Source organism: Pseudomonas sp. HN2 (assembly GCF_020736465.1).
GTDB lineage: Bacteria > Pseudomonadota > Gammaproteobacteria > Pseudomonadales > Pseudomonadaceae > Aquipseudomonas > Aquipseudomonas moraviensis_A.
Genome location: NZ_CP085885.1, coordinates 3,664,080 through 3,676,778 on the forward strand (window position 1 = coordinate 3,664,080; position 12,699 = coordinate 3,676,778).

Below are 12,699 nucleotides of genomic sequence, written 5' to 3' on the forward strand. Positions count from 1 at the left end.
TGCAATACAAAGGCAGGCAGGCGTGCGGTTTCCGGCGCTATAGACTGCACGGCATTCCCCTTTTGACAGAGGCTTGAACCGATGGAACATGTCGATCACATTCTCATCGTCGACGACGACCGCGAGATCCGTGAACTGGTAGGCAACTACCTGAAGAAAAACGGCCTGCGCACCACAGTGGTCGCCGATGGCCGGCAGATGCGCAGCTTCCTGGATGCCAATACTGTCGACCTGATCGTGCTCGACATCATGATGCCCGGCGACGATGGTCTGCAGCTGTGCCGCGAATTGCGCGTGGGCAAACACAAGGCGACGCCGGTGCTGATGCTCACCGCGCGCAACGATGAAACCGACCGCATCATCGGCCTGGAAATGGGCGCCGACGATTACCTGACCAAACCGTTCGCCGCCCGCGAACTGCTGGCGCGGATCAACGCGGTATTGCGCCGAACCCGCATGCTGCCGCCGAACCTGGTGGTCACCGAAGCCGGACGCTTGCTGGCCTTCGGTCGCTGGCAACTGGACACTTCGGCGCGGCACCTGCTCGACAGCGACGGCACCATGGTTGCCCTCAGTGGCGCCGAATACCGCCTGCTGCGCGTATTCCTCGACCACCCGCAACGGGTGCTCAGCCGCGATCAGTTGCTCAACCTGACCCAGGGACGCGAAGCCGACTTGTTCGACCGTTCCATCGATTTGCTGGTGAGCCGCTTGCGTCAACGTCTGCTCGACGATGCCCGCGAACCGGCCTACATCAAGACTGTGCGCAGTGAAGGTTATGTGTTTTCGCTGCCGGTCGAACTGCTTGGGGCGTCGGCATGAAACTCAAGCTGCAATGGCCGCGCACCCTCGCCTCGCGCCTCTCGCTGATTTTTCTGATCGGGCTGATTCTGGCGCAGGGCCTGTCGTTCGGCGCGCAGTACTACGAGCGTTACCAGAGCGCGAAAAGCACCATGCTTGGCAACCTCGAAACCGACGTCTCGACCTCGATGGCAATCCTCGATCGCCTGCCCGCTGCCGAGCGCGAGGCCTGGTTGCCGCGCCTGGCACGGCGCAATTACGGCTACCTGCTCAATGAGGGCGAACCGGGCATGCCGGTGACCTCGGCTGAAGAATCCGTTGCGATTGCCTCGATTACCGCGGCCATCGGCGGCACTTATCCATTGGTGTTTACCGAGGTTCCCGGCGGTCCGAGACGGCATTTCCAGGGCCATCTGCGCCTGAGCGACGGTAGCCCGGTGACCATCGATATCCGTCCGGCGATGGTGCCGCTGTCGCCGTGGTTGCCAGTGGTGCTGCTGGGCCAGCTGGCGCTGCTGATCCTCTGCACCTGGCTCGCCGTGCGCATCGCCATTCGCCCCCTCACCCGCCTGGCCAATGCGGTGGAAACCCTCGATCCCAACGCGCATCCGATCAAACTCGACGAGCAAGGGCCGACCGAAGTGGTCCACGCAGCGCGGGCGTTCAACGCCATGCAGACGCGCATCGCCGCCTACCTGAAAGAACGCATGCAACTGCTCGCCGCGATTTCCCACGACTTGCAAACACCGATCACCCGGATGAAATTGCGTGCGGAGTTCATGGACGATTCGGTGGAAAAAGACAAACTGAGCAGCGACCTCGGCGAGATCGAACATCTGGTGCGCGAAGGCGTGGCCTACGCCCGCAGCGTTCACGGCGCCACCGAAGAAAGCCGCCGTACCGATCTCGACTCGTTCCTCGACAGCCTCGTGTTCGACTATCAGGACATGGGCAAGGACGTGCAGCTCGGCGGCAAGAGCAAAGCGGTGATCGAAACCCGTCCGCAAGCGCTGCGCCGGGTCCTGGTGAACCTGACCGACAACGCCCTGAAATTCGCCGGCGCCGCGCAACTGCAGGTCGAAGCGCAGGGCAACAGCCTGTCGGTGAAAGTCCTCGATCGCGGGCCGGGCATCGCCGAGGCCGAACTGGCGCAGGTGCTGGAACCGTTTTATCGCGTGGAAAACTCGCGCAACCGCGACACCGGTGGCACCGGACTCGGGCTGGCAATTGCCCAGCAATTGGCGATGGCGCTGGGTGGTTCGCTGCTGCTGAGCAATCGCGAGGGCGGCGGCCTGTGCGCTGAGCTCAGGTTGCCGCTGCCACGCTGAGAAAAACACCGACTAGACTCAATCAGTACCCAGTCGAGGGGGCCGCAGGACTTCTGCTGTGCCCTGCCCCTATCCGTGACCACCGCCCGGTGGCGCCTGCCTCGACATTCAACGCCGCCGGACGGTGATCCTGTTTCAGGAGCACACGTGATGAATGAGGCGAAGCTCAACGAATTCATGGGCAAACTGGTCAGCGACATGGGCGGCGCGGCGATGCTGGCCAATGTCATCGTCGGCGAAGAACTCGGTCTGTACCGGGCGATGGCCGACAGCCAACCGATCAGCCCCGAAGCCCTCGCAGCAAAAACCACCTGCAATCCGCGCCTGGTGCGCGAGTGGCTCAGCGCCCACGCCGCATCCGGTTACATGGAGCACCTCGACGGTCAGTTTCGCTTGCCGGAAGAACAGGCACTGGCGCTGGCCGTGGAGGATTCGCCGGTGTACGTCGCCGGCGGTCTCGGCGTGGTGGCGTCGTTTTTCCATGACAAGGACAAACTGGTCAAAGCCATGCGCGGCAATGGCGCGCTGTCCTGGGGCGATCACCACCCGTGCATGTTCAGCGGCACCGAACGCTTCTTCCGCCCCGGCTACAAAGGTCACCTGATCGCTGAATGGCTGCCGGCACTGGAAGGCGTGGTGGCGAAACTGGAACGCGGCGCCAAAGTCGCCGACATCGGCTGCGGCCACGGCGCCTCGACGGTGATCATGGCCCAGGCGTTTCCCAGGTCGCAGTTTGTCGGCTTCGACTTCCACGCGCCCTCCGTCACCGTCGCCACGCAACGGGCCGAAGAAGGTGGCGTGGGCAACCGCGCCAGGTTCTTCGAGGGCACGGCGAAAAACTATCCCGGCGGCGACTACGACCTGATCTGCTTTTTCGATTGCCTGCACGACATGGGCGACCCGGTCGGCGCCGCCCGCCATGCCCATGAGGCGCTGAAAGACGACGGCACGGTGTTGCTGGTCGAACCGTTCGCCAACGACAAACTGGACGACAATCTCAACGCGGTCGGGCGCCTGTTCTACGCCGCCTCGACGTTTATTTGCACACCCAATTCGCTGTCACAGGAAGTCGGCCTCGGGCTCGGTGCCCAGGCCGGAGAGCTACGCTTGCGCAAGGTATTCACCGAGGCCGGGTTCAAGCAGTTCCGTCGCGCCGCGCAGACACCGTTCAACCTGATACTGGAGGCGCGCAAGTAACCGACTGAAAACGCGAAACCTGTGGCGAGGGAGCTTGCTCCCGCTGGACTGCGCAGCAGGCCCTTCTTCTGCGGCCGCGTCGCGCCCCAGCGGGAGCAAGCTCCCTCGCCACAGTGGTTGATGCTAACCTGCGGGCACTGCCCATTCTGGAGTGCTGAGCATGCTCGACAGCCCGATCCGCGAACACCTCGATACGCTGGTGCAGGCCATGGCCGAGGATAAGTTTCTCGTCCTGACCGGCGCTGGCATCAGCACGCCTTCGGGCATTCCGGACTACCGCGACAGCGACGGCGTGCGTCGCGGGCGGCAGCCGATGATGTATCAGGAATTCCTTTCTGCCCCGGAATCACGCCGTCGCTATTGGGCCCGAGCCATGCTCGGCTGGCCGCGCGTGCGCCAGGCGCGGCCGAATGCAGCGCATCAGGCGCTGGCGACGCTGCAGCAGCGTGGCCGGATCAGCGATCTGATCACGCAGAACGTCGACACCTTGCACGATCAGGCCGGTAGTCACGATGTGATCGAACTGCATGGCAGCCTGCATCGGGTGCTGTGTCTGGATTGCGGGCACCGCAGTCCGCGCGATGAGATTCAGCGCCAGATGGAAGCGGAGAATCCCTATCTGAGCGGCGTTGATGCGGTGCAGGCGCCGGATGGCGATACCTTGCTCGACCCGGCATTTGAAACGCGCTTCCAGGTGCCGCAGTGCCCGCATTGCGCGGGTGAGCGGATGAAACCGGATGTGGTGTTTTTTGGCGAGAACGTGGCACAGGCGACCGCAGCGCGGGCGATGGCCGCTGCCGAGAATGCGGCGGGGTTGCTGGTGGTTGGGTCATCGTTGATGGCGTATTCGGCGTTTCGTTTGTGTCGCGTGATTGCCGAGCGTGGCAAGCCGCTGATGGCGATCAATCTGGGCAGGACCCGGGCGGATGATCTGCTGGATTTGAAGATTGAAGGGTCGTGTGAGGTGCTTTTGCCTTGGATAGTTGAAAAGCTGGAACGGTGAGATTTTGAGTATTGGGTTCGGCTTGAAATCGGCCCCTCACCCTAGCCCTCTCCCGAGGGAGAGGGGACTGAACGAGGTGTTTGTACGGGATTCGTCGACCTGAAAATCACTCATCGAACTCAGGTTTTTGATTGCCGTGCTGGTGCCAGACTCAATGCGCCCGGTCCAGGCCTACCAATAAAGCGCTATCGCGACTGTAGATATCCGGCGCGTATCGCACGTGGCCGCTGCTGTCGACTTGCGCCGTCCAGTAGGTCATCAGGATCGGCACGGGGGAAGACAGGCGAAATTCGTGGGTGGTACCGCTGGCGAGCAGTGTGTCGGTGCGCGTCTTTTCTGCCGGTGACAGCAGCAGATCGCGCAGTTGCAGCGGATGCTCGACACGCACGCAACCGGAGCTGAACGCCCGTGGACCTTTTTCAAACAGCGCCTTGCTCGGCGTGTCGTGCAGGTACACCGAGAACGGGTTGGGGAAACGAATGACCATTTGCCCCAGAGGATTGCGCGGGCCGGCGTCCTGGCGCAGGAGGATGTTGCCGGGGTTGTCCCAGTCGATGTCCGCTGCCGCCAGGGGCTGACCGTTGGCATCGAGCACTTGCAGGTTCTGGCGGCTGAGGAAGGTCTGGTCCTTGCGGATTTCCGGCAGCTTGTCTTCTTTCCAGATGGTGGGCGGCACGGTCCAGGTCGGGTTCAGCGTGAGCCGGGTGACGCGGGATTTCAGCAGCGGTGTCTGGCGCTCGGCGCGGCCGACCTGGGTGCGGGTCTGCCACACCGGCTGACCGCCCTGATACAGCGTCAGCTCAGCGGCCGCGACGTTGACCACCAGACTGCTGGGCTCCATGTCCTGGGCCATCCAGCGGAAACGTTCGAGATTGACGCGCAACTGATCGCGGCGGGTCAGCGGGCTGATGTTCAGCTCGGCAATCGTACCCGGCCCGACCACGCCGTCAGCCTGCAACGAGTGACTGGCCTGAAAATGCTTCACCGCTTCCACCAGCACGTCATCGTAGGCGTTGTCCGGCGTCACGATCACGTCAGCCAGATAACCTTCGCTGTACAGACGCCGGGCGAGTTCCGGCACGCGCTGGTCTTCCATCGCCGGGCGCAGCAGCGGGCCGTTGCCAACCGGCTGCCATTGCGGCAAGGCCTGCAAACGTTGTGCGGCATACAGCTGACGCAGGCTCTGATACTGCGGCAGATGCGGACGGGCGAGGTCGAACGCTGCAGCAATGTCGTTCACCCCCGGCACGGCAATGCTGAGCAACTGCGCCTGACGATCGGTCGGCGGGCCGTCGACATGCCACAGCGGTTCGAAATGCGACTGCAACAGACGACCGTAATGCAGATCCTGCAAGGCCTGGAGGTAATGGCGGCTGATATCGATATCGGCACACAACTCGCCGTCCTGCGGCGGTGACGCCGGCACAGCATAGCGATTGGGATTCAGCCCATCGTCGGCCAACAGCTGCAATTGCGCGCGCAATGCCGGCAATCGAGCCGACTCACTGGCCCACACAGGCATCCAGTCCTGCTGTGCATAGAACGCCTGCAATTGACTCAGCGCCGGGCCGTTGAGACGCGGAGCAATGGCCGGGCACGACTGCGCCAGGCTGATCAACACGGCCTGCAACGGGCTGCGCGGCTCCACCGGCAGTTCCGTCGTCGGCGTCGGCAGGGTTTCGAGCGGGGGCAGCGGCTCATCGGCGCAAGCGACAAACGGCGCAGCGAGCAAACAAATGCTCAAGTAGCATGCGTACTTTTTGAACAACTGCTTTACTCCAATCCATGGCCGTCCAGATGACGGTCAACCTTACATCAGGTGCGCTGAACAGTCAGGCTCCAGCCTCGGAGCCTGCGGGTATTGACTGGGAGTCAGGAGCCAAAGTGCCGTTTATGTAGCAAGTTGAGGACACTTTATAAAATGTTGACGTTTTTGCGCCGACTTCTGTTGAGCACCGCGACCCTTGTCGCCGTGACCAGCCCAGTATTTGCCGCCGGCAAGCCATCGCCGGTTCTCTACAACAGCCTCGCCCACGCCGCGCCGGAACTCAATCCCCAAGCGCTCAAAGGTGCATTGAACGCCATGCAGTGCGCAGTCAACAACGGCGCAAAGCCCTCGCGGCATCTGGCGATCATCGACTATTCGCAACCGTCCACCGAACGTCGCCTGTGGATCTTCGACCTGAGCAAACAGAAATTGGTGCTGCGTGATCTGGTCGCCCACGGCTCCAATTCCGGGGAAAACTTCGCCACACAGTTTTCCAACCGCGAAGGCAGTTATCAGTCCAGTCTCGGCCTGTTCCGCACCCAGGAAAGCTACGAAGGCACCCACGGCTATTCACTGCGCATGGACGGCCTGGAACCCGGTTTCAATGATCTGGCCCGCGATCGCGCGATTGTGATTCATGCCGCCAGCTACGTGAACCCGCTGTGGAGCAAGCGTCAGGGGCGCATCGGCCGCAGTCAGGGTTGCCCCGCCGTGCGGCCGCAGATCGCCAAACAGGTGATCGATCGCCTGAAGAACGGCCAGTTCATGTTTTCCTGGTACCCGGATCAGCGCTGGCTGCAAAAGTCACCGTACCTGAACTGCCAGCCGCAGCAGGTGGCGAGCATTCTCAACACCCACGCCAGTTAACGCGCGTCGCCGCCGGCGGGTTTGTAGAACAGGAACCTGCCGGTCTGCGCGGTGTTGCGATAGGCCTTGGCCCAGCTCGGGTGCACGCCGCGGTCGTGAAAATACAGGGCGCCGCGGGTGCGGTCCTTGAGCTGGCGATTCAACGCCTTGCCAGCGATTTCCTTGGCCAGCGCGTATTCGGCGTCTTCCTTGACCTGATCGGGCTTGCCATCGCACCACCAGGAAAACTGGCAGTTGCCGCTTTCCGAGCCTTGCTTGACCACCGCGCACACCGTGTCGGGAAAGCCTTCATGGCCGAGGCGATTCATCACCACGCTGGCGACGGCCTCCATTTCCGGGGTGTCCTTGCCCTTGGCTTCCCAATAGATGCTGCGCGCCAGACAGGTCAGCGGATCGTCCAGCGGCGCGGCCCCGGCCGGGTCCACTGCCTGCGCTTCGGTGGGGGTGATGGCCTCGGATTTCGGCGCCGGAGCAGCACTGACTTTATCCGCCGCTTTCTCCTCCAGCACCTCGGCTTTCTGTTCCGCCTTGGCCTCGATAGGGGCCTGAGCGCCGGCCCATGCTGCGCCGGCAAAAACAATCCACAACAAACCGCCCGCCAAGCCTTTCAATCCCATGTCGGTTCTTCCGTCAGCGCCCGTCGGGGGCAAGATGTTACGTCGGTGAGACGCCCGGTTTGCGGGGTCTTCGCAGAGTGTAGCGAGCAAATACGCGGGCACACCAGTGCAGAAAAAATCCGCCGCAAAGAAAAACACATTCACCCACCGGGGGCCTTTCGCGCATCATGGGCGCATTCAGCTCAAGGGAGATTTCCATGCGCTTCATGCCGTCCGTTTTGCGTTGTGCCGCATTGTCGCTGGGCGTGGTGTTTGCCACCTCGGCGCTGGCCGCCGAGGAACTGCAATTGATCGAGTCAATCAATAGCTATCGCAGCCAGCCGCAGCGTTGCGGCAGCCAGGCGTCGAACGAGTTGCCACCGTTGTCGGCCGACCCGCGCCTGCGACTGCCCGCCAGTGGCGCGGTCGATTTGCAGCAGGCCATGGCCAGCGCCCGCTATCCGATGGTCAACGTTCAGGCGATCACTCTCAACGGCCCGCGCGATGCGGCGTCAGCAATGAAGGCGATTCAGGAAAGCTTCTGTCAGGTGGTGCTCGACCCGCAGTTTGTCGATATCGGCGTCAACCGCGTTGACCGTGACTGGCGCATCGTCCTCGCGCGGCCGTTGCTGACGGCGAAACTCGGCGATGCGCAAAGCGAAGGGCAAAAGCTGCTGGCGCAACTCAATACCGCGCGCAGTCAGGCCCGTCAGTGCGGCGGCCAGTCCTTCGCGGCGGCAGCACCGCTCGCCTGGAACGCCACGCTGGGCACCGTTGCCCAGGATCACAGCCGCGACATGGCCAACAATAATTATCTCGACCACAAGGACCGCGACGGCCGCACACCCGGCGACCGCGCCGAACTGTCCGGTTACAGTGGGCAACTGGTTGGCGAAAACATCGCCGCCGGGCAGGACACCGTCGGCAAGGTCGTCGACGGCTGGCTCGCCAGCCCCGGTCATTGCGCCAACCTGATGAACCCGCAATATCAGGAACTGGGCGCCGCGTACGCAACCGATCCGAAAAGCAACGCCGGCATTTACTGGACGGCAATGTTTGGCGCACCGTAAGGCATCATCGACGCCGTCAATCACTCGGTCAGCCAGAGTGATTGGACGGCGTGGCGAGCGCAGCCTACCCTGCGCGATCTGCGCCCGCTGACGGCGCTCCACATCCACGAGGCGAGCCCATGACACAGCGTGAATTGATCGATGGTCACAACCGCCGCGTGGATTATCTGCGCCTGTCGGTCACCGACCGCTGCGATTTTCGCTGCGTCTACTGCATGGCCGAGGACATGCAGTTCCTGCCGCGCCAGCAGATCCTCACCCTCGAAGAACTGTTTCAGGTAGCGCAAAGCTTCGTCGCCCTTGGCACGCGCAAGATCCGCCTGACTGGCGGCGAGCCGCTGATCCGCCCCGGTGTCGTGCAACTCTGCGAGCAGATCGCCGCCCTGCCCGGCCTGCGCGAACTGTGCCTGACCACCAATGGCTCGCAGCTGGGTCGGCTGGCCAGGCCGCTGTTCGAGGCCGGGGTCAAGCGTCTCAACATCAGCCTCGACAGCCTCGACCCGCAGCGCTTCAAGGAACTGACGCGCACCGGTGACCTGGCGCAAGTCATCGACGGCATCGATGCCGCCCGTGCCGCCGGTTTCACCCGCACCAAACTCAATTGCGTGGTGATGCAAGGGCGTAACGACCACGAGATCAACGATCTGGTCAGTTTCGCCATCGAGCGTGATCTGGATATTTCCTTCATCGAAGAAATGCCGCTGGGCGCGATTGCCGAACACAGCCGCGCCGAGTCGTTCTATTCCAGCGCGCAGGTGCGTGAACGCATCGCCGAACGCTTTACCCTGATCGACTCCACCGAGTCCACGCAAGGGCCGTCGCGCTACTGGCGCGTAGCCGAAGCGCCGAACATTCGCCTGGGCTTCATTTCACCGCACAGCCACAACTTTTGCGGCACCTGCAACCGCGTGCGCCTGACCGTCGAAGGTCGCTTGCTGCTGTGCCTGGGCAACGAGCATTCGATGGACCTCAAAGCGGTGTTGCGCGCGCATCCGGGCCACCCGGAACGCTTGGAAAACGCGATCATCGAGGCAATGAAACTCAAGCCCTATCGACACAACTTCGAAGTCAACGACGACGTGCAAGTGGTGCGTTTCATGAACATGACCGGCGGCTGATGCGCCGCGCAACAGGGACCGCGAGATGATCGTCAGACCGAGACCCAATCAGTTCGCCGTGCTCTTCACCCTCAGAGGTTCGATCGCCAAACGCATTGCCGTGCGCACCTTGATGCTGACGCTGCTGGCGGCGGTGATTGTGCTGGTTGAAATCCTTGTGCCGCGCTACTTCGCCGAGATCAACGCGACGCCGTTCACCCTGCTCGGCCTGTCGCTGTCGATTTTCCTCAGCTTTCGCAACAACGCCTGTTACGACCGCTGGTACGAGGGCCGCAAGGCCTGGGGCGAAGTGCTGCTGCGGGTGCGCGCGGTGATGCGCGAAACCCAGGGCATCGACGACGCCAGCCTGCGTCGGCAACTGTTGCGCAATTTGTGCGGGTTTGCCCATGCATTGAACGCCCGGCTACGCACAGAGAGTGAGGCGCAGGCCAGTGCCGATTGGGTCAGCCCGCCGATCGACGAGGCTGTACCGGACCACTGCGGGCAGATCCTGCACCAGGTCGGGCGCCAGTTTTCCGAGCTGGAAACGGCCGGTGTGCTGTCGCCATGGCGTTATCAATTACTGGCCAGTCACCTGACCTGCCTGAGCCAGGCCCAGGCCGTGTGCGACCGGATCAAGAACACGCCGCTGCCCTTCCCTTATACCCTGCTGCTGCACCGCACTATCTACCTGTTCTGCCTTTTGCTGCCCTTCGCCATGGCGCAATCGCTGGGTTGGTTGACGCCGCTGTTCACGGCGATTGTCAGTTACACCTTTTTCGGCTTCGACGCGATTGCCGATGAACTCGAAGACCCGTTCGGGCGTGATGAAAACGACCTGCCGACCGACGCACTGGTGCGTACCCTGGAGCGCGACGTGCTGCACGAACTCGGCGTCTCGCCATTGCCGCCCGCGCCGCAACCGGACGATTACGTGCTGCGCTGAATGGCACAGCGGCGGGCCCGGCGTGTTCACTCTGGACCGAGGTGCGGACATTCGCGAGCAGGCTCGCTCCCTCAGTTGAAATGCATTGCAATGTGGGAGCGAGCCTGCTCGCGAAAAACGCAACTCGGTCAATCAGACCAAACGCACCAAGCGACACCGGCAAATTTTGCGTTTACACGCGCGCGAATTCCCCCTTACTATCCGGGCACACCGGTCGCCGGGCCCGCCCTGCTGCCGACGCTTTCCGCCAACGGAAACACGCGTTATGAGCACGTCACCACAACAACCCAAAAGGTTGCACGTCTCTGCCGTACGCGCCCACTGCAAGCGGGGCCGCGTATGAACCGCATCGTCAATCTGCCCATGGCCCTGCGCCGTTCCAAGCTGCGTCACTCCGCACGCCCGCCGGATATCGCCTGCTGATTTCTGTCAGTCACTAAGCCATTGTGGCGAGGGAGCGTGCTCCCTCGCCACAGGTTCTGTGTCCTCTGACTGATCTCCCTATGAAATCCCTGCCGGGACGCCCTGCGTCCGGCCGAATCTGCGCGCCTGTGCGGCGCCATCGTGAGTGATTTGCCATGAAATTCGCAGCCATCGAAGACGCACACCTGTTCCTCGAACAGAACCCCGATATCGACATGATCGAGCTGTTCATCCTCGACGCCAACGGCGTGCCGCGCGGCAAGCTGTTGCACCGTGAAGAGCTGCTCGCCGTGTATGAAAGCGGCCGGCCGCTGCCGAGCACGATTCTCGGTTTGACCGTGCAGGGCGAGGACGTCGAGAACTCCGGACTGGTCTGGGACGTCGGCGATATCGACTGCCGCGCCTATCCGCTGCAAGGCAGCCTGGTGCGCCTGCCATGGCGGCAGATTCCGACTGCAGCGGTGCAGGTCAGCATGCACCCGACCGAAGGCCTGCCGGCGAGCATCGCTGATCCTCGGCACTTGCTGATCAAGGTGATCGACGGGCTCAAGGCCGAGGGATATCACCCGATCATGGCCTGCGAGCTGGAGTTCTATCTGCTCGACGCCAAACGCGATCACAACGGCCGCCCGCAACCGGCGCTGGACGCCGACGGCGGGCGACCGCGACACACGCAAGTCTACGGCTTGCGCGAGCTGGAACAGATCGAACCGTTCCTCGCTGACCTCTACAGCGCCTGCAAACTGCACGGTATTCCGGCGCGCACGGCAATTTCCGAATACGCCCCGGGCCAGGTGGAAATCACCCTCGAACACGGCGATGCACTGGCAGCGATGGATCAGGCGGTGCGTTACAAACGCCTGGTCAAAGGCGTGGCGCACAAGCACGGCATGCAGGCGACATTCATGGCCAAGCCGTTCGACGATCTGGCCGGCACCGGCATGCACATGCACGTCAGCCTCGCGGACGCCGACGGCCGTAATCTGTTCGCCTCGCAAGACCCGGCCGGCACACCGCTGTTGCGCACGGCGATTGGCGGCATGCTCGCGTCCTTGCTCGATTCGCTGCTGCTGTTTTGCCCCAACGCCAACTCCTACCGACGTTTCCAGGCCAACAGCTACGCGCCACTGGCGCCGACCTGGGGCGTCGACAATCGCACCGTCAGCCTGCGGGTTCCCGGCGGGCCAGCGCCGACGCGGCACATCGAACACCGCATCTGTGGCGCCGACGCCAACCCCTATCTGGCAGCGGCGGCGATCCTCGCCGGCATCCATCGCGGCATTCGTGAAGAGCTGGATCCGGGCGCGCCGGTCGAGGGCAATGGCTATGCCCAGGCTAAAGAATTGTTGCCGACCGATTGGCTGACGTCGTTGCAGGCGCTGGAAAATTCCGCGTGGGCACGGCAGGCGCTGGGGGAGGAATTCCTTGGGGTGTATCTGGCGGTGAAGCGTGCCGAGTATCGGCAGTTCATGGCTGAAGTGGGTGAGCAGGATTGGCGGTGGTACCTGACCGAAGCCTGAGGATTCACCACAACCCCTGTAGGAGTGAGCCTGCTCGCGATAGCGGTGTGTCAGACAATTGATTTTTGACTGACGCACCGCTA

11 protein-coding genes are annotated in these 12,699 nt (G+C 62.8%); 9 read left to right on the forward strand and 2 right to left on the reverse strand.

What is annotated here, in order from left to right:
- Window positions 1-81 precede the first annotated feature (81 nt).
- The 4 genes from LIS66_RS15905 to LIS66_RS15920 all read left to right on the forward strand — a co-directional run bounded on the left by LIS66_RS15905 (window position 82) and on the right by LIS66_RS15920 (window position 4,329).
- Window positions 82-822: a response regulator gene (locus tag LIS66_RS15905; protein WP_039762337.1), complete on the forward strand. Its 741-nt coding sequence runs from the start codon at window positions 82-84 to the stop codon at window positions 820-822.
- Entirely contained in the window at window positions 819-2,129 is a 1,311-nt protein-coding gene (locus LIS66_RS15910; protein WP_042609336.1) for an ATP-binding protein, read from the forward strand. The genes LIS66_RS15905 and LIS66_RS15910 overlap by 4 nt, the downstream gene beginning before the upstream one ends.
- Window positions 2,130-2,279: 150 nt before the next feature.
- A complete protein-coding gene (locus LIS66_RS15915; protein ID WP_065616099.1) occupies window positions 2,280-3,326 on the forward strand; it encodes a class I SAM-dependent methyltransferase in 1,047 nt (348 codons plus the stop codon).
- 160 nt (window positions 3,327-3,486) lie between these two features.
- Complete coding sequence (locus LIS66_RS15920) at window positions 3,487-4,329, forward strand: NAD-dependent protein deacetylase (RefSeq protein ID WP_227972543.1); 843 nt, start codon at window positions 3,487-3,489, stop codon at window positions 4,327-4,329.
- A 151-nt stretch (window positions 4,330-4,480) separates the two neighbouring features.
- On the opposite strand, the gene LIS66_RS15925 is transcribed toward LIS66_RS15920, so the two are convergent.
- On the reverse strand, window positions 4,481-6,097 hold the full coding sequence (locus tag LIS66_RS15925) for a L,D-transpeptidase family protein (RefSeq protein WP_227972544.1): 1,617 nt from the start codon (window positions 6,095-6,097) through the stop codon (window positions 4,481-4,483).
- 153 nt (window positions 6,098-6,250) lie between these two features.
- Between LIS66_RS15925 and LIS66_RS15930 the strand changes: the two genes are divergently transcribed.
- Window positions 6,251-6,964 carry a murein L,D-transpeptidase catalytic domain family protein gene (locus LIS66_RS15930; RefSeq protein ID WP_064363540.1) on the forward strand — a complete coding sequence of 238 codons (714 nt, stop codon included), beginning with the start codon at window positions 6,251-6,253 and terminating at the stop codon, window positions 6,962-6,964.
- Here LIS66_RS15930 and LIS66_RS15935 read toward each other — a convergent pair.
- Window positions 6,961-7,581, reverse strand: a complete 621-nt coding sequence (locus LIS66_RS15935) for a cell wall hydrolase (protein ID WP_083352509.1) — start codon at window positions 7,579-7,581, stop codon at window positions 6,961-6,963. The genes LIS66_RS15930 and LIS66_RS15935 overlap by 4 nt on opposite strands.
- Before the next feature lie 197 nt (window positions 7,582-7,778).
- Here LIS66_RS15935 and LIS66_RS15940 point away from each other — a divergent pair, with 197 nt between their 5' ends.
- The 4 genes from LIS66_RS15940 to LIS66_RS15955 all read left to right on the forward strand — a co-directional run bounded on the left by LIS66_RS15940 (window position 7,779) and on the right by LIS66_RS15955 (window position 12,616).
- On the forward strand, window positions 7,779-8,630 hold the full coding sequence (locus LIS66_RS15940; RefSeq protein ID WP_227972545.1) for a CAP domain-containing protein: 852 nt from the start codon (window positions 7,779-7,781) through the stop codon (window positions 8,628-8,630).
- Window positions 8,631-8,749: 119 nt separating this feature from the next.
- Window positions 8,750-9,748 carry a GTP 3',8-cyclase MoaA gene (gene moaA, locus LIS66_RS15945; RefSeq protein WP_064363543.1) on the forward strand — a complete coding sequence of 333 codons (999 nt, stop codon included), beginning with the start codon at window positions 8,750-8,752 and terminating at the stop codon, window positions 9,746-9,748.
- 25 nt (window positions 9,749-9,773) lie between these two features.
- Window positions 9,774-10,673, forward strand: coding sequence for a bestrophin family protein (locus LIS66_RS15950; protein WP_064363544.1), 900 nt, complete (start codon window positions 9,774-9,776; stop codon window positions 10,671-10,673).
- Window positions 10,674-11,251: 578 nt separating this feature from the next.
- Window positions 11,252-12,616 carry a glutamine synthetase family protein gene (locus LIS66_RS15955; protein ID WP_227972546.1) on the forward strand — a complete coding sequence of 455 codons (1,365 nt, stop codon included), beginning with the start codon at window positions 11,252-11,254 and terminating at the stop codon, window positions 12,614-12,616.
- Window positions 12,617-12,699: the final 83 nt, after the last annotated feature.

Coding starts and splice junctions, on each gene's coding strand:
- LIS66_RS15905 (WP_039762337.1), top strand. CDS start 82: ATGGAACATGTCGATCACATTCTCATCGTCGACGACGACCGCGAGATC.
- LIS66_RS15910 (WP_042609336.1), top strand. CDS start 819: ATGAAACTCAAGCTGCAATGGCCGCGCACCCTCGCCTCGCGCCTCTCG.
- LIS66_RS15915 (WP_065616099.1), top strand. CDS start 2,280: ATGAATGAGGCGAAGCTCAACGAATTCATGGGCAAACTGGTCAGCGAC.
- LIS66_RS15920 (WP_227972543.1), top strand. CDS start 3,487: ATGCTCGACAGCCCGATCCGCGAACACCTCGATACGCTGGTGCAGGCC.
- LIS66_RS15930 (WP_064363540.1), top strand. CDS start 6,251: ATGTTGACGTTTTTGCGCCGACTTCTGTTGAGCACCGCGACCCTTGTC.
- LIS66_RS15935 (WP_083352509.1), bottom strand. CDS start 7,581: ATGGGATTGAAAGGCTTGGCGGGCGGTTTGTTGTGGATTGTTTTTGCC.
- LIS66_RS15940 (WP_227972545.1), top strand. CDS start 7,779: ATGCGCTTCATGCCGTCCGTTTTGCGTTGTGCCGCATTGTCGCTGGGC.
- moaA (WP_064363543.1), top strand. CDS start 8,750: ATGACACAGCGTGAATTGATCGATGGTCACAACCGCCGCGTGGATTAT.
- LIS66_RS15950 (WP_064363544.1), top strand. CDS start 9,774: ATGATCGTCAGACCGAGACCCAATCAGTTCGCCGTGCTCTTCACCCTC.
- LIS66_RS15955 (WP_227972546.1), top strand. CDS start 11,252: ATGAAATTCGCAGCCATCGAAGACGCACACCTGTTCCTCGAACAGAAC.